This is a genomic window from Pseudomonas sp. CFBP 13719 (genome assembly GCF_014842095.1).
Taxonomy (GTDB): Bacteria; Pseudomonadota; Gammaproteobacteria; order Pseudomonadales; family Pseudomonadaceae; genus Aquipseudomonas.
In genome coordinates this window covers 921,618-943,273 of sequence record NZ_JACYVB010000002.1, presented here as the reverse complement: position 1 = coordinate 943,273, position 21,656 = coordinate 921,618, and the positions used below count along the sequence as shown (strand labels likewise).

Sequence of the window (21,656 nt, the reverse complement as noted above, 5' to 3'; positions counted from 1 at the left end):
GGGTCAGGAGCTAAAGCCCCAGGTCGATTGCCATCATTTTGTCGATCGCTTTGCCCTTCACGCCTGCATCAGCAGAAGTGATCAATCCTGCCTTGACCATTGCCATCCGGAACGCTGGAGGCGCCTTGCGCAGCAGCTCCGATGAAACAGAGATTTTGAGGTTCAAAAGAGTGGATCGAACGCACTCCTTTGCAGCTAGATCTCGCTCTGCGAACTCAAATCCTGAAGGGATCCCTTTAGCGAGTAGGAGAGCCAGCACTTCGGCCTGACGATTGTTACTGGGGTGGCGTCGAACGCATTGCTCCATGAATAGGTTAAGGAATTGGATGCGCTGGATGGCTTTCCACTTAGAGTAGGGCTTGACCCACTCAAAGGACTCGGCTGTGCATGCATCAACCAGTGCAAACATTACGGACGTTGACGGCTCAAGTGATGCTTTAGCGACCCCAATTGCCTTCAACAGGGCTTCAGAGCCATTCACCAGGCCCAGGTGCACAATGCGGCTGACGAGACTCTTGTCCAACACGACTGGTGCTGTTTGCTGCGTCAGCTCAATAGCGGATGCAAGAAGCTTGGTCAGGTTTTTTCGGTTCCCAAAGCTTTTCGCCACCAGCAGACTGCTCATGAATGACTGAAGCGAACTCGTGGTGACGACCCCATCCTGGTGCAGGGTAAGCAGCGTCTCGATGAACCCCATTCGGTCAGAGCCTTCGCCCCTTTCTATGAGGATGATCGCCATCATCTCCATATTGGGTGGCATACCCCATTGCAGCACGGCGGCATGGGCCTTCGCAGTATTCCCATCCCAAAGCGCTGACTCAACAGGGTGCAGATGCAGGCGCCCATAGTGCTTGGATAGTTCACGCTCGGTCATGTCAGATCGCCTGTGCAGGTAGAGCGATGCCCATTGTTGCAAATGGCAGGTTTAGAGGGGTTTGTAGGCCTGATGCACGGATAAGCCCTTTGATTACCCCCTTCCCTGTCAGTGCGTGAGCAATGGAAGACTGTCCAATGGCCAGGTGATAGCGAGACATCGATTCCTTTTCAAAGTCACTGCCCACCATCAGCTCATCATCCTGGTAGGTTTTGGCAATGTACAGGTCATCGTGACACTGGACTGCTGCGCTCAGTGAGCCCGGCACCCATTTGATGAAGATAACCTGGGGATTTTCACCAAAATCAGGGGCTTTATCGAGCATGCAGGAAAATTGCCACCCATAAAGGGGGCTTTGTACGTGAACAGTCCAGAGCCCAGGAGTCGTGGGATCAAGGCTTTTGGGTGGCAATACGCTCACAATCAACGTGCTGACGGGGATTATATCGTCAACAATCAGTACGACGACGTCGCGTTTTCTGATCCGCACAATACCACTGAGCCCAGGAAAACACTGAGACATCCATATACTGGAATCAGACAAGGGCGAATGCACCTCGCCGCTGGAGCTGATGGCAGAGCCGAGCCCCATGGATGCCTGTACATCAATTTGATTGAAAATCATCGCGACGTATCTCGACAGGTTTTGTGGCCCTACTATACCCTGCCTTGTAGCACTTCACCAAATCCCCATCTGTCGAGCTGGGGATCTGCCAGGGCGGCGCGAAGCATGTGTTCGTCATCGTAGGTATCCAAAAGGCCTTGAGCGAAAGGCTCAATGCCGAGCTTTTCACTCAGCAGCTTTTCTTGAAGCGTGAGACTTCTGAGTCGACAAATCGCATAGCGATAGTGCCGATCCTCGTGCAAGCTCAGCAGATTCAGGGCTGCAATCTCGCCGGCAGTGTGAAGTGCCTGGCGCTGCTCCAACGAAATATGGAAGTCCGCAGTATCCACAGACCCCGAGTGGATCGTAGAAATGTTGTTCAAAGCGGCTTCAGAAAGCGGCGTCGAGTTGTGATGAGCCATGAAGTTTCGGATAGACACGCTAACTGCCCGCATAGCGGTAATTTTGGCCTTGCCCCAAAACCGGTTCAGGATCCCCACCGTGGTGCTATCCCCGGTTTTCAGGCCGTTGATCTCGTACTCGCGCATTTGGTCGCGGATTTCTTCATCCAGAATGATCCGAAGCTTTCCGTCCTTGTTGCGGATGAGATCATCGACCGCCTGGAATTCCAGGTCGGACTCCAGAGGCGAGAGTATGAAGCCTATTGTCTTGGCATCAGCCTCTTCAACAGAATCGAAACGATCCGAGTGCATATTGAATGGGAGGTTGTTGTTCGTGCCGCCGTCAATGACGTTAAGGCCCTGGTATTCCATCGTAGGGAACAGCAGGGGCAGGTTCATGCTCGCACGCACAGCTGTTTTGATCGGCATGTGTTGAAGCTCGCCAAAGCGACCGTCCGGGTTGGCGGCGCGAGCCAGTACCGGGCGAAAGAAAAACCTATTATCTTGGGCCCCTAGGCCCTCGAAAACTGGAGTTTTACCTGTTACTGCCTCCATCGATTTCTTAACCAGGCGTGCGGTGAATTTACCCACGCCTTTGAATGATGTGGGCATGAAGTGGTCAGTCAGGGAAACTCCAAATTCCTTAAATCCCTCGTTAGGGTAGTGCCGAGCAAGCTGCTGAAGCTGACTGAAGGAGATGTTTCTTTTTTCGCTGCGGGTTTTTAAGGGAGGATCAATTTTCTCCAGCATATGGGCCGGCATTTTATCCAGCCGGTACTGAATGATGTCGCCAATGAACTCCTCGATCGTTTCTGATTCGGGTTCAAGCTTGGCTTTGGCCACCCTGATGCACTGCACAGCGCCTTGAAAAGCTTCGGTACGGCCTAACAGGGGGGCGAACTGAAGAGTTTCGGCTTCCTTTCGCATGCCTTGATTACCCATGTCTTCGAGAAATTGGGCGCGTGCAGCTTTGTAGATTGCACTCAATGTCATTCGCCCTTCACGGGGGTGATGCTCAAGCTCCTTGAGTTCCTGATGCACAACCTCCTCATCTGCTTTCATCAGGTGCTGCATGGTCAGCCCGGTTTGGCTCGTCAGCATAGGGAGCATGTAGCTCTTGCTGAAATCTTTGAGCATAAACCCCTCGGTGTGAGGAGAAGCATGGGTGTCGGTCGCTGTAAGATGCTTACGACGCAGTAGTTTGTTCCAGCCGGTTTTTACAGCATCCTTGGCCCTGTCTCCGTACTTGGCCCAGAAGCTGACAGGTAGCGTTGCCTCCGCAAAGAACTGAGCAAAACGCCCTTTCTGAGCAATTTCCTTAACCTCCTCCGCCTTGAATCCCAGGGCAATAAGCACCCCCATCATTGCTCCTGCCGAAGTGCCGGCAACAAATCGGATGTTTTCAAGCAACCCCATTCTTTCAAGCCACTCGGTCACTCCGCTGTAAGAAATGCCCTTTGCCCCACCGCCCTGCAGAACTAAGGCCTCAGGTGAAAACTCAGTTTCACGACGTTTTTTGATGAGGATTGCACGCGCACACGCACTTTCGAGGACGTTTTCCCTCTGTTTGCTCAACGCGATTAGTTTGCGCTGCTGCTCGACCGAATCTGGTGACTCATAAACGTTTTGAATGGCGCGGGACAGGTTGCCCAGGTGATCGCGCAACCGCAGAAAACGCTTGGTAAGGGCAGGGTCAATTTGATTAAGTCCTCGCTCAAGGTCTTTGAGCAAGTGCCGGTTTTTGCGCCCGTGAGGATTATCGAGCTCGACAAACATCCCAGGCTGTTCCAGCTCTTTGCTCATCGTTCGAACCAGGACGGAAAGCATATAGGCGTCCTGACGCTCATCATCAACCATGTCCTTAGGGTCGTAGAGGTAGCTACCGACCTTCATGAAAGCTGTCCAGCCTTCTACGATGACCAGAGCCATGTCATGGATGAGCCTTTCCCGCAGGAAAACGGCTAGCGCCTCTTGGCGCTTGATTTTCAGCTGATGTAATTCCTGGGACATGTGGGCAATCTTTTGAGGGCTTTAACCATTAAAGCCACAGGCTATCGACAGAAATCAATTTTCGATTAAGGGCTTGTACCAGCCCGAGCGAGAGGACACCCGCACAATGCGGCTGTCACAACCCATGGTTGCAGATTCTGTGAGGGTGAACTCAATAATCGCGCCACGCAGTAGGCCAATCTGATTGGATGGAAAATCGGCAAGACTGAATGGACACACCGCATGACTTTCCGGAGAAAGGGGCGAGAACTTGTACGATGGATCGAGCTCCTGCAGGCATGGGATGTAACGAACAAAACCCACCTGGTTTTCAGGATCTACCTTGTGAACGATACCGCGAAGTCTCGATCCTGGCTCACCCCATCGCAGGTGCTTGCGATCCTCATCCACCCCTTCAGTAGGTAGCAACTCGGGGATGATCCAGCCTGGGTACACGGCATCAGCAGACCCCCTTAGCTGCTCCGAGCAATTATCGAATGCAAGAATCTCAACCCTTGAGCCCTGTCGCCTTGCTGCGGATACAAGGCTACTGAAATCACCATCACCCGAGACTAGAAGAATGCGATCCAGCTTGGACGCGCTTTCAAGAACATCCACTGCGATGTCCACGTCAGCGTTTGCCTTGATGACAAGCCGATCACCCTCCCCGTACTCTTTAGCCTCTTTTAGATTTATGTGGTATCCCATCGACCTGATCTGCGATTGGTAGGCTCTAACCCTGGAATTCCAGGCGGGGTCTCGCTCGGCTTTTGCCGGATTAATGCTGCTGTAGACGTTGAGGTGAACCCCCCTGGCTCCGCCTCTTAAGGCAAACTCCCGCAATACCGAATAGTCCATCTCAAAGCCTGAGGACGCGTTGACGTTGGCTTGGTCTATGTAGACCCCTACTCGTTCAGCATGCATGTTTAAGCCCCTATTGTTCTTATTTTTTGGGTGTGGAATGACCTTATTAAACCACAACTTTGAGGCACATTGTGTTGACAGTATAACTATGTATTGGTATATGTTCGCACGGGCAAAGAAATCAATTCACAGACAAGATAGAGGTTCCACCTATGAGCAAAATCCTTCAGTTCAAGGCGCTTGAGAAAAAGATTGCCGAGGACACGGCTGTCTTCGAATCGCTTCGCGCAGAGCTTGAAGTGGTTGGCCGAATTGGCGAGTACGTACGCAACGAAGCTGCTAAAGCGAACGTCGATCCTTTTGAGGTCTGCCTGTACATCTTCCCGGACTTTGAGAAGCGCCTGAAAAAGCTGGACTCCTCGGCACCAGCTACCCAGAAAATCACACGCCAACGCAAGCTTAAGCGTTATGACAACCCTCACACCAACGAGTCGATCGAGACCAAAGGCGGAAATCATAAAACGCTCAAAGATTGGCGCGCCAAGTGGCCCAATGAAGTAGAATCTTGGGTAACCATCATCGAATAACCTAAGGAGGCGGGCTCCATGCAGCCCGCCGTCAGAACATGCAGATAATCCCTCGCCAGTTGGACATTGATGCTATTTACTCTCAAGGCTTTGATGCGGTTGCCCTTAGCAGAAGCCATCATCTGAACCTGATGGCAGTCTTGGCAGAAATGAGATGGATTGCAGACAGCGAAGGCATGTTCAATGCCGTCCCAGACTGGCAAAAAAAAGATGACATCAATTTTTCTGAAAAGGCAGAGAAAGAGAAAAACTCCAATGCACAAAGCCTGTTGCGTGCCCCCATTGCACTTCGACACGCGGCCAGCGGGCTGATCTCCAGCCAGGCGCTCATGGGTTCTTGGCTGCTTGCGTTCGATTTTGAATTGAAGTTTCTGAGCCTGTGGGATGGCGCAGAGCCTTTGGACTGGCATTGGGATGGCCCAGCTAACGCCGGATTTTTCTTCCTGATATACCTCAATGAAAAGCCCGGATGGGAAGATGACTGCGGCGGACAACTCCTTATTGGTGAGCGTGGCCTTTCTGGCAATTACCTCAGGACGCAGGATTCCCCCGTACTTCACAAGGAAACCATCGCTCCGGCTCAGCGAACCCTTGTTTGCTGCAACAATCAAAACCCAAGGTTTGTCCACAAGGTGATGGGGTTGACCGGGAACCAGCAGCGACGTGTGCTGATGGTCGGTTTCGACGCCATCGCTTCGCTTAAGGGTCAGAGGTGTTGATTCAGGGTATATGCATGACCTACAAAATATAGCAATATAAGGAATAATCGAAAATCAACGGTGCATCGTCATGTGGGACATCATAGGGTACGTCGAGAAAGAGGTGTCGCTGCTCATCCGCAAGGGTGGTGTCTACTACGTCTTGAACTACCCATGGAAAACGCCCAGCGCCGTGCCTTTGCTGTTAGCCAGCCCCAAGGCTGAGGCCATCAAGATCACTGATCAAGAGCTTTTCGAACAGCTGCGTGTCCGCGCATTGGCACACGCGCTCAACCACACCTGTGCAATGAGCCGGGGAGCGCTACTGGGAAAAACGGCTGATAATATTTCAGATCTGGTTCGGGAATCCCTTAAATTTGCTCTGCGACGTCGCAAATCAGACCTCGCCAGCCCTCAGGACTTCATTCAGATGCTGATGAGCTGCGCCATATTAGAGCCTATCCCCGATGGTTTTTGGAGAGCCTGCTCAGGATTCATGAGCGATGATGCCGTCACGAAACTCAAAACATCCCTTGAAGCTCTTCATACCTTGCGGCCAAAGGATGATGCCTGGCTCAAAAGCCTCACAAGCTACCTACAGCGGGTCAAATGGATCCAGAACGAATTCACCTTCATCCAGACTGTTGCCAGGCAGATGGCGGCGTCCTATCGCGATCACGAATGCGGGCCCATGCTGAATGAATTGAGGATTCAGGCATCGAACCTTATCCAGCGCGAAGAAATAGAGAAGGATATGGCGACACAAAAGCCCTGGCAGAAGAGCGCTATCCCGGTTAAGCGAGCGATCAAGATCGGGCCATCAGCAGCGCCAAGAAAGCAGGCCCCTAAGGATGATGATAGTGGAGCCAAGTCGTAGTATTCTTGGGATCTCTACACGCATTTGAACCCGTTCAGCGATCCAATAGGTGTGGCCATGGAAGTCTTCAATCTCACAGAAGCCTACAATGATCTCAAAGCTGCAATTTCCAAGCTAAATGGCTCGTTATCCAGGCCAGCGGCAGACAACAGAAAGGCATTTGTTGGAACCAAAAATGGCTTATTCCTTTTTGGGGATGACGCTATCGCTTTGGCATCCAGAGCCTATGAGGATATCTACTATGACTTTGATGAGCATCTGAAAGCTGAGGCTGGTCGCGCTGATGAAGGGCCTCAAAATGACAGTAAAGCACCAGAAAAGACCGATGGAGATGGCCGTGAGACCCGTATATGGCTTGGCGGGGTTCCAGTGGAAGAGCATCAGCTTGAACTGGCTCGGGAAGTAAACCGACGTAAGGATTTGTTCCAGACCGCTGTCCACGAGGCCCGTGCACGCGTTCAAATGGATAAGGAGGGTTGTGCCAATACAGTCCATAGAGCCTTTCGGGATGTGCTCAAGAAACACCACCTTGGCCTCGTTTCACTGCGCCAGGCCTACCGCCACATCCCCCTTCTAGATGACACCCCAGCATCTATCCGCTTTTCTTTTTCCTCAGCAGGTCGAAGCATCAAGAAAGTTTCCCCTGAGCAGGTGCTTATGCTTATTGAGAAAAAGGGCCTGTCCGGAAAGAAAATCGAAATCATCAAAAAGAAGCTTGGTAAACAGAGCCCAGACCTTGAGCTCGCACAGGTTCAGGATCTGGCGGGTTATTACAAGGCGAATGTCCTTTGGCCCAAACCTGATGACGTCGACCAAGAAGTGAGAAGACTGACGATTCCGGTTTTCTTGCCCATCCTTTTCCTGCGCAGCAATGATCTGTCACCCTCCCATCAACCCTACCCTCCTCCCGCCGTAAAGGTGGAACGCAAGCAAAGAAGGGATAGAAAGCTTGAGATGGAGCCATTTATCGATACGCTTCGGATCTACGCCTATAAAACGGCATCAGTCAATAATGGGGTCACGTAGTTTGCTGCGCCAGTCCATCTCTGGCGGCTGCACAGCAACCTCTACAACTTGGGTTTCCACCACAATGCGCTCCGTTACAAAGGGGATCATTGAATCGTGGGAATCGCCGTGCTGCCAGGAGGGCTGAATGCTGCAGGTGTAGCCTCGCTCTGTCAGCCGCTCGGCAAGACCATCACATAGCATGATAGGGGCTGGGGTAGGTTTTTTGGACTGCAGGGCATACAGGACATTCATTGGATCGCGCTTGTCGATGTTCAGAATTTCAAAGTCCTCGCCGATCAGGTCGTGCGCGTCTTTTTCGAACCCCATGTTCCGAAATACCGCAACGCAGTAAATGCCGTCGTCAGCCGGCTTGCAGATCCCCTTGGAAGCCAGGACTTCACTGATGCCTGCAATGAGCCTATCAGCCTGAAGCCTTACGAACTCCTTGAAGGCGTGCTCAAGCTGAGGAGATCTCAATATATTGATTGCTGTTGGTGCCCACACCAATGTGGGGTCATTGCACAGCTCGAAACGTACACCGTCTTTAACGTCTCGCTGCTGGCATTTCAAACCCAACTCTGCCGAAAGCTCAGGTATTGTGGTGCGCATATTGCAGATTTCAGCAATATCCTTGTGCGCATGAATGGTGTAATTGAGACGCCCAAGGGTCAGCACAACAGACAGCTGCAGATCGGGGTGATTGGTAATTTTGAACGGGAGTATAAGGGTGCCGTAGTTATTGAGCTGAATGCAGCTGCCAATATATGGCAAAATCATAGCTCGGGGGTCTTGGCCATACATTAATGCCGTATGCAGCTCACTGTAGGAATCCCCGCCCAGAGAACGCAGTACGCCTTCAAAAATGTCCTGACGCAGCTGGTCAAAGGACAATGCAATCTCAGACATGAATCACCTCTTTTTTATTGTTTATTGAACCCTGTCCGGCAGTGAAAAGCTAGCTTGTTTCGCTTGCCATCTCTAACGGCATAGATATACTTGCCTCACAGTTTCTTCCAGGGTTCTCGATATGCAGTGGCTAAACATCACAGGATCGGCAAAAGCACTCGTCTATGGCGAACATCTGCGGCCTGGTGGTGGAATCGTTGTTACTCGGCTTGAGTCTGAGGCGTCGACAATCGCCAATGAGATCCCCTTCTTTCATCCTGATCTAGCTGGGCGCATCATTTATCTGCCTGACAGTGAAGTGCTCCCCTATGACCTTGAGTCAGCACCGGCTTCCATCAAATCAGAAAGAGCGCTTGGCATTAGACGCCTGATGCTGGGTATCGAAAATCCTATCCTGGTGATCAGCGCGTCCAACCTTATGCAGCCTGTAGCATCCAAGGCGTTCTGGCTGGGTCAGCACCTGAGCATCCAAGTGGGACAGAAGCTTCCGGCCAATCTCACCGAGATCCTGACTGGCTGGGGCTACAAAGAATCGTTCCGTGTGAAATCTCCATCATCCTGGTCAACGCGGGGTCGAATTTTTGACCTTTATCCTGTGGGCATGGCTCGCTCTGGTGGAAAGGATGTGCATTGTGCAGTGCGTATCCGCCTCAATGAAGATCAGACCATTCGCTCGATCAGCAAGCTTGATAGCCTGACACAAGACTCTTCGGGCCAGATCCAATCTCTTGAGGTTTTTCCAACTCGTGATTATGATTTTGGCCAGCCACTGATCAACCTGTTCCGCCAGCGAGTTTTCGATGTTCACGACGATCCTCGGGGTCAGGAAACCTACAAGCTGATTAGTCAGGGATTTGATAATCCAGAGTTGTTTACCTGGAGCCTTTTGTCAGAGATGGATGTACAGCCACTTCCTTCCGTGATTGGCTCGGGCGTTACCATTTTTGATGAGGGCGCTGCTGATGCCGTCAATGAGCATTGGTCTCTGATCCAGCGGCGCCACCATGATGTTAAGGCAGATAACACTCGAATGGTGCCCATGCCTGACGACGCATGGATTTCGCCAACGTCGCTGATCGACATCATGGAGCCATTCACTAAGCATTCGCTGCTCAGAGAGCCTGTGCCAGGCGTCGAGAATCTTCACTATGTCTCCTCGGGCTTTCAGCGCAAAGGCGTGCTGAGCGAGGCCCTGGGCATGCTCAAGGAGCTCATTTCATCTGGTCTTCCGCTACTTTTCGTGGTCAAAAGCGAAGTTCGCCAGAAGCACCTTGCTGTCATGTGCAAAATGCTGATGCTTGGGGTAAAAACTGAAACAGTCAGTGGTTTCCGTCAATTCATTGAGTCCGGCATCCGCCTTGGCATCACTACGGGCGACATGCAACAAGGCTACCTTCTCGATGGCCAGTACCGTGTGATCTCTGAGCGTGAAATCTTTGGTGCCGCCATTGAAAGCAGCCTTGAAGATGAAATTGGGGAACACCACCGCAGGGTCATCCTTCAAGGCTTGCATGAAATCCAGTTGGGCGAGCCCTTGGTTCATGCCATCAAAGGCATTGGTCGCTTTCAGGGATTTGAGCAGATCGATATGGGCGATGGGGCAGAAGATCTGGTCAAGATTGGCTTTGCAGAGTCCTCAAGCTCCTACATCAAGATCAATGATCTTGATCTGGTCTCGCGCTATTCGGGTGGTGATCCAGAAAAGGCCCCACTTTCAAAGCTCAACGACCCCACCTGGTTGCAAAGCTTGAAAGAAGCTCAGGCCAGCGCGTTGTCGGTGGCCAAGGATCTCATTACCCTTCGCACTGCACGAGAGCGCTCAACAGGAGTTATTCTTAAGGAGGCAGGGGATTCATACGATCGCTTCTCTGAAACCTTCGCATATGACGAGACAGCAGATCAGAAGAATGCAATTCAGGACATCATGTCTGACTTAACCTCAGGCAAGCCCATGGATCGGCTTATCTGCGGCGATGTGGGCTTCGGGAAGACAGAGGTTGCCATGAGAGCGGCCTTCATGATGGCAGATCAAGGCTACCAAGTGGCAGTGCTCGCGCCGACCACCTTGTTGGCCCAACAACACTACAGCACCTTCTGCGCCAGGTTCGAAGAAACGCCCCATCAGATCATGCTGGCCAACAAGAACACCTTTAGTGCCCTTGAGCGCAAGCAGCTTTCAACTGGCGAAGTGCAAATCGTGATTGGCACACATCGATTGCTTCAGGGAGACATCAAGTTCCGCAACCTTGGCCTGATCATCGTGGATGAAGAGCACCGGTTTGGGGTCAAACAGAAGGAGCAATTACGCACCGTTAGAGGGAACAAGCACCTGCTTAGCATGGCGGCTACACCGATTCCTCGCACCCTGGGCATGGCCATTTCCGGCATCCGTGACATGTCTATCATTGCAACACCTCCAGCTCGCCGCTTATCTGTACGCACCCTGCTTCGTGAACAGTCTGACCGGATGATCCAGGAGGCAGTGCAGCGCGAGATGAGTCGATCTGGTCAAGTCTTCTACATTCACAACCGCATTGACACCATGGCAGGGTGCGTGGAACACCTTTCTAGCCTGATTCCGGAGGCTCGAATTGCCATGGTGCATGGCTCCATGTCCGAGGACGAGATGTTCAACACGATGTTGGCATTCCGTAATCGTGAGTTTGACATCCTGGTCGGCACCACGGTTATCGAGATTGGTATCGATGTCCCAAATGCCAATACACTGATCGTCGAAAAGGCCGACATGCTGGGGCTTGGTCAGCTTCACCAAATACGGGGCCGTGTGGGTCGCTCAAGCCGTCAGGCTTATGCCTACCTGATGTCGAACAGCACCAGTGGCATTGCCAACATGCGCCTCAAAGCCATGGAGGCTGCCACAAACCTTGGCGAAGGCTTCGTTATTGCTCGCCATGACATGGAAATTCGAGGCATCGGCGAGATTCTGGGCGAAGAGCAAAGCGGTCATGTACATCGGATTGGTTTTGCCTTGTACATGAGGCTGCTTGAGCAGGCAATCAAGGCCTTGGACGATGAGCGCGCAAGCCAGAATTACGACCTTGAGCTGGCAACCATCATGTCGAGCGTACAGATCCCGCGTCGCGGTTTCATCCCATCGACCTTTATCGCGGAAACGGGTGAGCGATTGGCCTGGTACCAGCGACTGATGTGCAGTGACAGCGTGGATGAGTCCAAGATCAACCTGCGTGAGCTCGAAGACCTTTATGGCTATCTTCCTGCCGAGGTCATTGAGTTTGCTGAATGGGTTGGCGAGGCGATTGCACTGAAAAGCCTCCAAGTGGGCAAGGTTGAACAGGACGGGAAGGATGTGCTGGTTACACTCACTTATGGCAACCTAAACCGGGCCTCCCAGGCAGTGATGGCGCTCACCTTCGAGTCCGACTTTCAGATGACAGAAAAGGCAAATCAATTCGTGATCCGCAATCACGGCATTCAAAAATTTGCCAAGGCGATCGTTGCCGCCACGGCCAATTAGTAGCTAAGCCCTCGACCGCGAGCAGTCACCCGGTTCACCCAGAATGGATGCTGGGTGTTCTGAGCTGCCCATTGAGCCAGGACATAGCCCACATCCAGATATCCATCGCACCACTGGCTCATACGTTCGCTTAATTTCTTTACAGCACTTTCGTACTCAGGGCTCTTGTAGAGCGCGCCAGAATCTCTATGATAGCCGAGGTCGTAGTCGACCGAACTGAAGTGCGTGGACAGAACCACCTTACGTACCAGATCCTGATGCCAGTGAAACTCACCCACAAGCCCAGCGCAGGCGTGCTCAGAGGGCAATGGCATGGTCAGCCCTGTGGATTGGAAGTGCAGAGACCCATCGCCCACCTTGGTGTCTGAGGGGAAGCCTACGGGTCGGTGAATCTTCATGAGCCAGTCGGAAATGGCCATGAAACCATCCTTGGTCTGAAGACGCGAGCGCACGCTCCCAAGCCGATTGAGCTCCTCTACCACGTAGAGGATAGGCATTTTGTCAGAACGATTGAACTTTGACGTTATCTTGTTGACGCTTCTCATTTTTTAGCCTATAAAGCTCACACGACCTCGGAGGGCGCGGAATGGACACGGTAAATTACTTCGACCTGCCTTATGCGGTGAAGTCTTCTATTAGCTTCGGACAATTCATGGTTAGCGTCAATATTGATGGCTTGCCTGCAGTCAATTTCTATCAATCGGGTGCTGCCGAATTCGGTATGAACCAGGATGTGTCGAGCCTCTTGCGCCGACTCTCCCCAGAATGCGTGATTACCCTCATGGGTATGCGCGACTGTGAAGAGTGGCAAATCATGCTCAATGACGAACAGACCCTGGCGCGCATGGAAGAGATCTTCCGCGAAGCCGGCATGCCAGGATGCATGGACACTGTCCGCGCCCACAAGGCCAATCACACTCAAGAGCTTTCTCTTACCCAGTTTTGGAAGCAGGTTCTTCAGCCACTCATTGCTGGCCATGCGGTCAGTACGGGTGAAGATCAGAGCCCCTCCTTCAAATCCGTGATGTCCAAGGCCCATCCCGCAAACTCCCGCCGCAAGCTGCACCCCAAAGCCGGCAGCTTCCTTGAACAAGAGTTTCCGAGACAGGTCGAAAAGCATCTGAAGATGGAGGCAGGCGGGATTGTGAAAACCGCTTGATCGTGTCAATATTTGGCAATCTAACTCCAGAACTAGGATTGCCAAATGGATTGGTTATACCACCCATTGTACGCTGACCTGCCCCCAATATTTTGGGGTATTTTCGTTTTTATCGGTGCAGCAATCGGAAGTTTCTACAACGTCTTAGCGCTAAGGTGGGGTAAGGTCTACCGCTTCAGCCGAGAAAAAGAGGTTCTGCAGGATGGAGCCTACCTTCACAAGCCGCACCTGCCCTTGATGGCTGGTCGATCGCATTGCCCAAAATGCAGCCAAATGATACCCCTGTACCACAATATCCCACTAATCTCCTGGCTTTTTCTGAGGGGCAGGTCTGTCTGCTGCGGATCGTCGATAGCTCCAATTTACCTGCTATTCGAGTTGCTTGGTGCTGTGGTTTTCCTACTTATTGCCTTGTCGGTAGGGCCAACTGTGTATGGCTTAGTGCTAGCCGTTTTGCTGATGACGCTAAGCCTGTCGATCCGACTGTATGCACGCGAAGGGTTTGTTCCCCAGGGGCTGGTATCGACCAGTAATATACTGGCTATTTTCCTTGTACTTGGGCCTGGCTTGGTCAGCCCTGAAGGCGCTCTCATCGCTTATGCTGGCATGACCGCGTTTGGAGCCCTGATGACACGCACGTGGGCCTCAAGAAACCTCAGTGGCCCATTTAAACCCCATGATGTCATGTTGATGGGGCTGCTGGGGCTCGTAGCCGGCACTCAGGGGCTTTCTGCTCTGGGCATGGCCATCGCACCATTGGCCATTGCAGGATGGTGCTTGCCCAGGCGGTGGAAATTATTCATAGCTGCCCGCTTAGGTTCGGATAACCAATACTTATTCAGTTTCACCAGTCTTATTCTGGTCGCAGCAGTGGCCCACTTACTTATTCAGAATCTACAGAGAGCCCTGTCATGAATTCCAAATCACACATGGGCGTCTTGCGCGCCTTGGAGCTTGCCAAGCTGACATCCCGAGCATGGGGTGATCAATGGCTCGCGATCATCGAGGTCAGTTGCAAGGGTTTTGGGGATGAGCAGAGGGGAGCGCTCTCAGAGCACCTGGTGGGCATATTTGAAGACGAGTCTGGCTGCTACCTGGTGCAGGTCAGTGACAACACTGAAACGCCTATCAGATTTGAGACCAAAGAACTCGCCCTTCTACAGGCCAGGCAGCTTGGCACCAGCTTGATCAGCAAATATTGCTTCAGCGTATACAGTACAACTGGCGAATCTATACAATATGTACCAAAGCCAACTCTGCACTTCATGCCGGGGCATACCAAAAAGACTTGAAAGCCATGGAGCGGCTAGCAATACTATAGAAAACCGAGGATTATCATCATGAAAACAAGATTAGCCGTACTCGCGCTGGCAGTAATGCTGCCATTTAGCGCTTTTGCCGCCGACATGTCATGCTTCAGCGTGCCCAAAAACGATGAGCTTTACAGCCAAGTGGGCAGTTTCAACAAACAGCAGTTCCGGGAGCAGAAGATCGGCGAACAGGAGAATCCTGCGCAAGATCTGATGGGGTGCGCCCTTTCGGTGACTCAAGGTGGTAGCCCTGGAAGCGCAGTAAAAGGCAATTGCGGTTGCAAGAAAGCCATCGAGAAGCTTTGCAGCTTCAATGTGAAAAAGAAGAAAATCTCGGCGTCTGGCGGTGCTGACGTCGCCTTCTGCGTTCCATTCGCCCCTTGGAATCTTTGAAGGCGATTCCAATGCTTCCTCAGCAGGCACAGTGACAATTAACTTCAAATTCTCTCCCAAACCCGATCCTATCCGAAAGGTAAAAAGGTCGGGTTCAGTCGATTAGCCTGCTTAAACAAAAAAACCGCCACACGGGCGGTTTCTTTGTATGCTCGACTCAAAGGCCCAGGGCGAATGACTCGTAGCAATCCTTGAGACGGGCGTAAAGTACGTCCATGCCTTCGTCTGGAGCCCAGCTCTGCATCAGCTCTTCCAGGTACAAGTTGTCCTCACGACCAGCCCACAGCTTGATGTAGGTGCCCTGCTTGTCGCCATGATGCTGACGGAAAAGGTTCAGGACGTTTTTGGCTGCATACATCGAGTACATGCTATCGAAAGACAGCTTCACTTCGGTCATGACAGCGCGAAACAGCGCCCAGTTGATACGGCGGGCGCAAGCCAGACCCATCATGATGTCCAGTTTCCGCAAGGTGTCCATTTCCTTGAATTGGTACTCGACGCCATCGAATACAACGAACTGATCGTCGACCTTCCAGGCCTCAAAGAGATCGGCTTGGGCCTGATCTGGATCATTGGCAATTCGCGCCACCTCACTGAGATAGAAGTGAAGGATGTCGACGATTTCCAGCTGAACCTGAACCAGATTCGTTTGTTGCTTTTTCCACCATTTGTAGGTGTGATGATCAATGGCTTCGCCGGATTCTACGCTGGCAGCGCGCAGGTAAGCGTGGCGATTGGTGCGCCACAGGGGGTCGAAGACGTCGTTCAGCTGCTCCTGATAGCGCAGCATGGTCGAAAGTTTGGCAAGTGTGGCATCGGCGCGGATGTCGAGGGTCATCATGTGTCCTTATTGAACAGGTTGGTAAAGTTTCAGGATGCTCTGGATTTTTTCTTCCATAAGCGCATTCCTGGGGAGGTTCGGCGCCAGCTCACGCATGGCTTCGCTGGCATCCCAGTTGGAGAGAATCAGGGCGTGCAGCGGCGCATAGCCCACTTTGACGTATGCGTCGTAGAGCTCGCCTGCATAAGGGAGTGGTGCTACGAAGCTGCGCATTTTTTCAGGGCTTCCGATATCACTCATGCTCAGCGATTGCATTTGCTTGGTGATAGGATTCTGCAGAGTCAACTGCGCAGCGCCAGCCGGGGCCTGGGCCTGTGTAGGTGCGCTGGCTTCAGTTGCGGCCTGGGCGGCAGATGACACCGCCATCAGCGGCAGTGCAGCAGCGAAGATAAGGGGAAGAAGAGTGCGTTTCATGGGTACCTCTACGGGCCTGGACGATTCGATAAATGACAATATACAGCTAAATCGAATGCAAGGTCAAAGCTCAGAGTCGCCATCGTCAATTTACAGCTAAACCGAACGGAGGTAGACTGATAAACATTTCCAGGAGCCACATAATGATCAAGCAGCTCGACCAATTTTTTAACTCGCGCACCGTGAAGAAGTACCGACAGGAAGCACAGGCAATCATCACCAACAGTGAGGCCTTGTCGTCCCTTACCCAAGGAACTCTGGCCAATAGCTTCCAAAATCTTCGTGGCAGGACTGACCGCGACTCGATGCACATCGGCTTTTCCATCATTGTCGAACTCGCAGACCGCACGCTCGGCATGCGCCCTTTTGAAGTGCAGATCATGGGCGCGCTGGCGATGTGCGATGGCCACCTGGCAGAAATGGCCACTGGCGAGGGTAAAACTCTCACTGCAGCCCTTCCACTGGCCTGGCATGGTCTGCAGTCCCGCGCTCATGCGATGACCGTAAACGATTACCTTGCTAAGCGGGATGCTCAGCTTCTCGATCCACTGTTTGAGTCGCTGGGTCTTTCTGTGGGATATCTACAAGACAACTACGGTCGAGAGCTGCGCCAGATCGCATATCAAAATGCCGTGGTGTATGGCACACCGTCTCAATTTGTGTTCGATTACCTGCGTGATCATATCGTCCACCAACACAACAACCTGATGCAGCAAGGCCGGCACTTCCTCCTTGTGGACGAAGCTGACTCGATTTTCATCGACGAGGCTCGCACACCATTGGTGCTGTCGGGGGAAGGCAAGGTGGACGCATCGCTCTGGTCGGTTTTTTATGCCTTCGTTTCTACTTTGAGCTATGAGGCTATCAAAGAAGATAAGCGCACCCAATTCGAAAAGGTGCTTGTGGATCATCAGTCGTACGAAGCTCACATCATTGTCGACGAGGCTAAACAGGACGCAGTGTTCTCCGAGCATGGTGTATCGGCTATCGAGCAGTATCTGATGGAAAATCGCCTGATCAGTGAGTCAGCCGAGTTGTGGCAGAATGGCAAATCATATCTATGGCGCACACTCAATGCCTGCGCAAAGGCTCGCCTGCTTTATTTCAAAGATCGCGATTACATCATCCATGACGATTCGGCGATCATCGTTGACCAGGAAACCGGGCGGCTGTCCCACGGCAAGCGCTGGAATGACGGCCTGCACCAAGCCGTTGAAGCCAAAGAAGGTCTGACCATCAAGGCCGAATCCGAAGAGCTGGGTCGCATCGCATTGTCCAACTACGTCTCATTGTATGAGCGCGTGAGCGGTATGACTGGAACCGCGATGACAGAAGCTCAAGAGATCCGTGAACTCTATGGCCTTCGCGTCGTGCCAATCCCTACGCGGCGCCCACGCGTTCGTATTGACCACCCAGATTTAGTCTTTATGACCAAGCAAGGCAAGTGGGCACAGGTTGTAACTGACGTACGAGCCCTCAAAGCCAAGGGCCAACCCGTACTGATCGGAACTGGAAGCATCGCTGATTCAGAGATGCTCGCTGAATTGTTCACCGCTGCTGGCATAGAACACCAGGTGCTCAACGCAAAACAAGACTCCGGTGAAGCCGGCATTGTCGCCCAGGCTGGTCGCTTGGGTGCTGTCACCATCGCCACCAGCATGGCTGGGCGAGGCACGGACATCTTGCTTGGCGGAAATCCGGAATCCATGATTACCGAAGAGATGACCGAAGACGAGCAGCAGGAAGTCATCGACCAATGCAAAGCTGAAGGCGAAGCAGTCCGGGCTTTGGGTGGTTTGTATGTGCTCGGATCAGATCGCGGTGATTCTCGACGCCTTGATTTGCAGCTAGCAGGTCGCTCAGGACGTCAGGGTGATCCAGGCGAAACCCGCTTTTACATCTCACTGGAAGATCCTCTGATGGCCAACTTTGGGGGGGAGACGCTCAAACGCTTGTTTACCTCATTGGGAGTAGGCGAAATGGATGGCGTTGAGCACAGCATGATTGATGGTGCTATCGCCAAGGCCCAGGAAAAGAAACAGTCCATGTTCTCGACCTCCAGGAAGCAGGGCCTCAAGCAGGACGGCGTCATCGACAAACCACGTCAGGTGTTCTTCAACCAGCGCTCGGATGTTCTGGCGCTCGTAGGCGAAGGCGTGATGGAAAACCTCGCGATGACAGTCTCCGGCGCCGTGGCGCGAATGGTTGAAGTTTATCTTGAAGGCGGCAAAGGATTTCCAGAAAACTGGAACCAAGCAGGCATGAAGGACAAACTCTCTCAATGGGGTCTGTCAACCGAATGGTATGACAACCTGTTCGAGCGATTCGAGGCTGATGGTTACAAAGTCCAGCCATTCCGGGAAGAGCTGGTCAAGTGGATCACCTTTGATTTAAAGGGTCGCTCGCAGCAGCTTCAAGAAAAGCGCGAAGCCATGATCCATAGCAGCATGCTTCTGGCGATCGACAATCAATGGAAGGTCATGCTTGAAGAAACTGACCATGTACGCAATGGCATTCACCTGCGTGCGTACGCCAACGAGAAACCAGACCAGCAATTCCAGAAGGAAGTCTTCAAGCTGTTCAAGGCTCTGTACTTCGATATCCCGGTCGTTACCATCGATAACGTCTACATGTGCATCGCCCACCGAGAACGACAGCTGGACATGGAGCAGGAGCCCACAGCGGCCTAAAACGAAGAACCCGCCTGATGGCGGGTTTTTTGTGAGTCCGTATTGGGTATCAAAGTAGACAGCCTGACAGATAAGCCTCATTGAGCAGAGGATTGCGCAAATGAACCAGGCTTTCGGCATCAACCATGCCAAGCCTTACTACGCAGGTGGCTAGGGTGTGATCAGTGATCGCTGAAAGCAAACGCACCTTGTCAGCACCATCGGCCTGATAAAGCCCCATCATCAAGCGCAATGGAGAGCAATCAGCCGTAAGGGCTTGAGTAGGAACACTCGACACCTTGAACATTTGGTCAAAAAGGCCAGGGCACAGCTCATCAAGCAATACCTGAAACCTGGGTGGGAACATCTCTGCGTTTTCGAGGTGTGATAGCCAGGCCCAATGATCTTCCAGATCCATGATCAAGATATCGCGCTGCTCATCCACATCCATGATTTGAGGATCGTAAAGAGCCTGAGCCAGCTGTACCAGCTGAAGGGCGATCCCCCTATCGAACTGGGAATACAACTCGACTGCGAACAGGTTGAGGCTGCGGTAACAAGCGATGAGAACCCCGGCTCGACTGAGTTCGGGGTTGATCAGGAAATGATTGAATAAGATCCGCAAATCTTCGTGACGACCCTGCTCAAGCATTCCACTTAGGTATGCCTTGATGGTGGGGGTTTGGGCCTCATGAAACAAGCTGCCCGCCTCCCTCACCACACAGTTACTCATAGCTGGCTTCGGCAGTAGCTTCGCGAGCAGGCTTTACGAAGGGCGCCGGGCGCGTGGACAAGTCCAGCGTAGCTTCAGCCTTCGCATCCAACTCCAGCACATTACCGATCGCTTTGCCGTAAGCATGAATGTTGCTCAAGAGCACAGTACCCACGCTTCGTGAAGCTGCATCGCGAGTGTCTGCGGTGCGAACGGCAATTGGGCACGCCAGGTATGCGTTCTGGTAGGCGAAGCTAACGTGCGGATAGTGGTGAAATTCTTTGTCGACAAATGCCTTCAGCTGCTTGGAAAAGCCCGTGCCGAATTCTTTTTTGAAACGCTCATTGGACTTCACGCCATTGATGCGCTGGGTCGGAATTACTTCGACCTTGAGGCCCTTACGAGCCATCATCTTCATCCAGCCCGAACCTCGGCCAATGAATTCATCCCAGAGCGTATCGACCGCTGGGATCTTTTCATTCTTGTAATCGTACTGGTGAGTCAGGCGGCGAATAGCGTCCATCTGAACAATGCGCTTGCTGCCGGATTCATCAACAGGTCGAAGAATAACACCCCCATACATGCCGTTGGAGCTGTTGGATTCGATTAACTCAATCAAGGTGCGGCGAACAGACGCCTCGTTGCTCAGATTCAGATCAACCATGCGACCATACTGGCAATCGACAGCCACAAACCATTGGCGGGCGTCTCTGTACATAGAAAGCGCCAGGTTCTCGCGCTCCTGCGTGTAGTCCAGAAGGCTGATCCCATCAATATCTTCAATATCTCGACCGCTAGCTGCCACCTCGGCAAAACGTCGGTTCATTGCGGTGAGTTTGACTTTCTTTTCTTCGTACTCGAAGCCCTTGGGAACGACAGTGTTGATTTCTAGATAACCAACACCCAGGCGAGGGGCAGGTGCATCATCGACGTCACGAAGAATGGAAAGCCAGTTGCAAGCATACAGACCCTTTTCCTTGTCGATGACTTTGACCTGCTCGGCCATGAACACGCCACCGGTAGGATTACCCGGCCCGTTGTCAGGGTCTGCATAGCAGGGCGTACGGGCCTTGCGATGAGTCTCGTTGAGGGCTGATAGCGTTGGCACGACGATGTCGGGGCGCTTCTTGGCCTCTTCGATGAAACGAGATGGCACATCCACACGAAGGGTGAATGGCGCCCCTTCCTGGTCAACTCCATGAACGAACTGCTCTTCAGGAGTTGCGCCGATTTGATACTGCCGGGGATAGCCGACAAACCCATTTGCCTTGCCTTCGTTGAAGGATTTCAGGCTGCCATATACGGCCATGTGAACCACCTCATTTCAATTTAGGGCTAAATACTACCCTATTTTTGGCTTCAAATCAATCAGCCAAGGCCAAAAGACGACTCTTGCTGCTTCGGACGTGTCAATTTACTGATAAGTCGCGATACGAAGCCTTCATTCTGTGCCTGAACCGGCTGAGGGCTGTTCAGCGCGCCTCCGTTGGCAAGAGCTGTACGCTGCTGGAATGTGTTTTCGACAGACTTCTTGAGTTTTTCGGTGAGCATGTCGCCCAGCTTGTCTTCGTTTTCAGCCACAAACTGACGACCAAGCTTCCAGGTGCAGACGACTCTGCCGTTTTGATGGTTGCTGTTGGGGGCCGAGTCGATCAGCATGCTGAGCTCTTCAGCGTTCAGCTGCTGGGAGTTGATGTAAAGCTTGGTCACCACGCCCTTGCTGACCTGATCTTTTGGGTCTTGGTTGATCTCGGCATCAGATACCGCGTCCAGAATGTTCGAAAGGCGAACATTGTCCAAGTTTTTCTTGAGATCACGCATGTTCAGATTATTGTTGTAGTTCATCTGCATATC

Annotated in this window: 21 protein-coding genes; 10 read left to right on the top strand and 11 right to left on the bottom strand. The window is 52.4% G+C overall.

All coding sequences use genetic code 11. From position 1 onward, the window contains the following. Nucleotides 1-10: 10 nt before the first annotated feature. The 4 genes from IFT57_RS10225 to IFT57_RS10210 are packed head-to-tail and all read right to left on the bottom strand — an operon-like array spanning nt 11 to nt 4,792. Entirely contained in the window at nt 11-874 is an 864-nt protein-coding gene (locus IFT57_RS10225) for a hypothetical protein (protein ID WP_122531542.1), read from the bottom strand. Nucleotide 875: 1 nt separating this feature from the next. After that, nucleotides 876-1,499 (bottom strand): hypothetical protein, encoded by a 624-nt coding sequence (locus tag IFT57_RS10220; RefSeq protein WP_122531543.1) that lies wholly within the window; start codon nt 1,497-1,499, stop codon nt 876-878. 32 nt (nt 1,500-1,531) lie between these two features. Then, nucleotides 1,532-3,889 carry a patatin-like phospholipase family protein gene (locus IFT57_RS10215; protein ID WP_122531544.1) on the bottom strand — a complete coding sequence of 786 codons (2,358 nt, stop codon included), beginning with the start codon at nt 3,887-3,889 and terminating at the stop codon, nt 1,532-1,534. Between the two features lie 54 nt (nt 3,890-3,943). Then, complete coding sequence (locus tag IFT57_RS10210; RefSeq protein ID WP_122531545.1) at nt 3,944-4,792, bottom strand: LabA-like NYN domain-containing protein; 849 nt, start codon at nt 4,790-4,792, stop codon at nt 3,944-3,946. A 152-nt stretch (nt 4,793-4,944) separates the two neighbouring features. Here IFT57_RS10210 and IFT57_RS10205 point away from each other — a divergent pair, with 152 nt between their 5' ends. The 4 genes from IFT57_RS10205 to IFT57_RS10190 all read left to right on the top strand — a co-directional run bounded on the left by IFT57_RS10205 (nt 4,945) and on the right by IFT57_RS10190 (nt 7,920). Then, nucleotides 4,945-5,319, top strand: coding sequence for a histone-like nucleoid-structuring protein, MvaT/MvaU family (locus IFT57_RS10205; RefSeq protein ID WP_122531546.1), 375 nt, complete (start codon nt 4,945-4,947; stop codon nt 5,317-5,319). Nucleotides 5,320-5,357: 38 nt separating this feature from the next. After that, entirely contained in the window at nt 5,358-6,038 is a 681-nt protein-coding gene (locus IFT57_RS10200; RefSeq protein ID WP_122531547.1) for a hypothetical protein, read from the top strand. A 70-nt stretch (nt 6,039-6,108) separates the two neighbouring features. Beyond that, a complete protein-coding gene (locus tag IFT57_RS10195; protein ID WP_122531548.1) occupies nt 6,109-6,894 on the top strand; it encodes a hypothetical protein in 786 nt (261 codons plus the stop codon). A gap of 57 nt (nt 6,895-6,951) precedes the next feature. Further along, on the top strand, nt 6,952-7,920 hold the full coding sequence (locus IFT57_RS10190; RefSeq protein ID WP_122531549.1) for a DNA replication terminus site-binding protein: 969 nt from the start codon (nt 6,952-6,954) through the stop codon (nt 7,918-7,920). On the opposite strand, the gene IFT57_RS10185 is transcribed toward IFT57_RS10190, so the two are convergent. After that, nucleotides 7,897-8,808, bottom strand: coding sequence for a hypothetical protein (locus IFT57_RS10185; RefSeq protein ID WP_122531550.1), 912 nt, complete (start codon nt 8,806-8,808; stop codon nt 7,897-7,899). The genes IFT57_RS10190 and IFT57_RS10185 overlap by 24 nt on opposite strands. A 121-nt stretch (nt 8,809-8,929) precedes the next feature. On the opposite strand from IFT57_RS10185, the gene IFT57_RS10180 reads away from it, so the two are divergent. After that, nucleotides 8,930-12,304 (top strand): DEAD/DEAH box helicase, encoded by a 3,375-nt coding sequence (locus IFT57_RS10180; protein WP_122531551.1) that lies wholly within the window; start codon nt 8,930-8,932, stop codon nt 12,302-12,304. On the opposite strand, the gene IFT57_RS10175 is transcribed toward IFT57_RS10180, so the two are convergent. Then, nucleotides 12,301-12,801, bottom strand: coding sequence for a hypothetical protein (locus tag IFT57_RS10175; protein WP_241032741.1), 501 nt, complete (start codon nt 12,799-12,801; stop codon nt 12,301-12,303). The genes IFT57_RS10180 and IFT57_RS10175 overlap by 4 nt on opposite strands. Before the next feature lie 89 nt (nt 12,802-12,890). On the opposite strand from IFT57_RS10175, the gene IFT57_RS10170 reads away from it, so the two are divergent. From IFT57_RS10170 to IFT57_RS10155, 4 genes are read left to right on the top strand one after another with little or no spacing between them, the layout of a single operon-like run. Then, nucleotides 12,891-13,463 carry a hypothetical protein gene (locus tag IFT57_RS10170; protein ID WP_241032742.1) on the top strand — a complete coding sequence of 191 codons (573 nt, stop codon included), beginning with the start codon at nt 12,891-12,893 and terminating at the stop codon, nt 13,461-13,463. Between the two features lie 45 nt (nt 13,464-13,508). After that, nucleotides 13,509-14,378, top strand: coding sequence for a prepilin peptidase (locus tag IFT57_RS10165; RefSeq protein ID WP_122531553.1), 870 nt, complete (start codon nt 13,509-13,511; stop codon nt 14,376-14,378). Continuing rightward, nucleotides 14,375-14,755 (top strand): hypothetical protein, encoded by a 381-nt coding sequence (locus tag IFT57_RS10160; protein ID WP_122531554.1) that lies wholly within the window; start codon nt 14,375-14,377, stop codon nt 14,753-14,755. Before IFT57_RS10165 ends, IFT57_RS10160 begins: the two co-directional genes overlap by 4 nt. Nucleotides 14,756-14,803: 48 nt before the next feature. Further along, complete coding sequence (locus IFT57_RS10155) at nt 14,804-15,166, top strand: hypothetical protein (protein WP_122531555.1); 363 nt, start codon at nt 14,804-14,806, stop codon at nt 15,164-15,166. Between the two features lie 157 nt (nt 15,167-15,323). Here IFT57_RS10155 and IFT57_RS10150 read toward each other — a convergent pair whose 3' ends face one another. Together IFT57_RS10150 and IFT57_RS10145 are read right to left on the bottom strand one after the other, a co-directional pair. Then, nucleotides 15,324-16,004 carry a dUTPase gene (locus IFT57_RS10150; protein WP_122531556.1) on the bottom strand — a complete coding sequence of 227 codons (681 nt, stop codon included), beginning with the start codon at nt 16,002-16,004 and terminating at the stop codon, nt 15,324-15,326. Nucleotides 16,005-16,013: 9 nt separating this feature from the next. Beyond that, a complete protein-coding gene (locus tag IFT57_RS10145; RefSeq protein WP_122531557.1) occupies nt 16,014-16,421 on the bottom strand; it encodes a hypothetical protein in 408 nt (135 codons plus the stop codon). Nucleotides 16,422-16,564: 143 nt separating this feature from the next. Here IFT57_RS10145 and IFT57_RS10140 point away from each other — a divergent pair, with 143 nt between their 5' ends. Further along, nucleotides 16,565-19,111 carry a preprotein translocase subunit SecA gene (locus IFT57_RS10140; RefSeq protein ID WP_122531558.1) on the top strand — a complete coding sequence of 849 codons (2,547 nt, stop codon included), beginning with the start codon at nt 16,565-16,567 and terminating at the stop codon, nt 19,109-19,111. A gap of 49 nt (nt 19,112-19,160) precedes the next feature. Here the strand turns inward: IFT57_RS10140 and IFT57_RS10135 are convergent, their stop codons facing one another. From IFT57_RS10135 to IFT57_RS10125, 3 genes are read right to left on the bottom strand one after another with little or no spacing between them, the layout of a single operon-like run. Beyond that, entirely contained in the window at nt 19,161-19,790 is a 630-nt protein-coding gene (locus IFT57_RS10135; RefSeq protein ID WP_241032743.1) for a hypothetical protein, read from the bottom strand. Between the two features lie 25 nt (nt 19,791-19,815). Further along, nucleotides 19,816-21,111: a hypothetical protein gene (locus IFT57_RS10130; RefSeq protein ID WP_122531560.1), complete on the bottom strand. Its 1,296-nt coding sequence runs from the start codon at nt 21,109-21,111 to the stop codon at nt 19,816-19,818. Between the two features lie 59 nt (nt 21,112-21,170). Beyond that, the gene (locus IFT57_RS10125; RefSeq protein ID WP_122531741.1) at nt 21,171-21,647 is read right to left on the bottom strand and encodes a hypothetical protein; all 477 of its coding nucleotides are present in this window, start codon (nt 21,645-21,647) and stop codon (nt 21,171-21,173) included. Nucleotides 21,648-21,656: the final 9 nt, after the last annotated feature.

Bases quoted from the DNA above. Each gene is read 5' to 3' on its own strand.
- IFT57_RS10155 (WP_122531555.1), top strand. From the start codon at position 14,804: ATGAAAACAAGATTAGCCGTACTCGCGCTGGCAGTAATGCTGCCATTT.
- IFT57_RS10175 (WP_241032741.1), bottom strand. From the start codon at position 12,801: ATGCCTATCCTCTACGTGGTAGAGGAGCTCAATCGGCTTGGGAGCGTG.
- IFT57_RS10145 (WP_122531557.1), bottom strand. From the start codon at position 16,421: ATGAAACGCACTCTTCTTCCCCTTATCTTCGCTGCTGCACTGCCGCTG.
- IFT57_RS10180 (WP_122531551.1), top strand. From the start codon at position 8,930: ATGCAGTGGCTAAACATCACAGGATCGGCAAAAGCACTCGTCTATGGC.
- IFT57_RS10125 (WP_122531741.1), bottom strand. From the start codon at position 21,647: ATGAACTACAACAATAATCTGAACATGCGTGATCTCAAGAAAAACTTG.
- IFT57_RS10165 (WP_122531553.1), top strand. From the start codon at position 13,509: ATGGATTGGTTATACCACCCATTGTACGCTGACCTGCCCCCAATATTT.
- IFT57_RS10190 (WP_122531549.1), top strand. From the start codon at position 6,952: ATGGAAGTCTTCAATCTCACAGAAGCCTACAATGATCTCAAAGCTGCA.
- IFT57_RS10210 (WP_122531545.1), bottom strand. From the start codon at position 4,792: ATGCATGCTGAACGAGTAGGGGTCTACATAGACCAAGCCAACGTCAAC.
- IFT57_RS10215 (WP_122531544.1), bottom strand. From the start codon at position 3,889: ATGTCCCAGGAATTACATCAGCTGAAAATCAAGCGCCAAGAGGCGCTA.
- IFT57_RS10220 (WP_122531543.1), bottom strand. From the start codon at position 1,499: ATGATTTTCAATCAAATTGATGTACAGGCATCCATGGGGCTCGGCTCT.
- IFT57_RS10205 (WP_122531546.1), top strand. From the start codon at position 4,945: ATGAGCAAAATCCTTCAGTTCAAGGCGCTTGAGAAAAAGATTGCCGAG.
- IFT57_RS10130 (WP_122531560.1), bottom strand. From the start codon at position 21,111: ATGGCCGTATATGGCAGCCTGAAATCCTTCAACGAAGGCAAGGCAAAT.
- IFT57_RS10160 (WP_122531554.1), top strand. From the start codon at position 14,375: ATGAATTCCAAATCACACATGGGCGTCTTGCGCGCCTTGGAGCTTGCC.
- IFT57_RS10200 (WP_122531547.1), top strand. From the start codon at position 5,358: ATGCAGATAATCCCTCGCCAGTTGGACATTGATGCTATTTACTCTCAA.
- IFT57_RS10170 (WP_241032742.1), top strand. From the start codon at position 12,891: ATGGACACGGTAAATTACTTCGACCTGCCTTATGCGGTGAAGTCTTCT.
- IFT57_RS10225 (WP_122531542.1), bottom strand. From the start codon at position 874: ATGACCGAGCGTGAACTATCCAAGCACTATGGGCGCCTGCATCTGCAC.
- IFT57_RS10185 (WP_122531550.1), bottom strand. From the start codon at position 8,808: ATGTCTGAGATTGCATTGTCCTTTGACCAGCTGCGTCAGGACATTTTT.
- IFT57_RS10195 (WP_122531548.1), top strand. From the start codon at position 6,109: ATGTGGGACATCATAGGGTACGTCGAGAAAGAGGTGTCGCTGCTCATC.
- IFT57_RS10150 (WP_122531556.1), bottom strand. From the start codon at position 16,004: ATGACCCTCGACATCCGCGCCGATGCCACACTTGCCAAACTTTCGACC.
- IFT57_RS10140 (WP_122531558.1), top strand. From the start codon at position 16,565: ATGATCAAGCAGCTCGACCAATTTTTTAACTCGCGCACCGTGAAGAAG.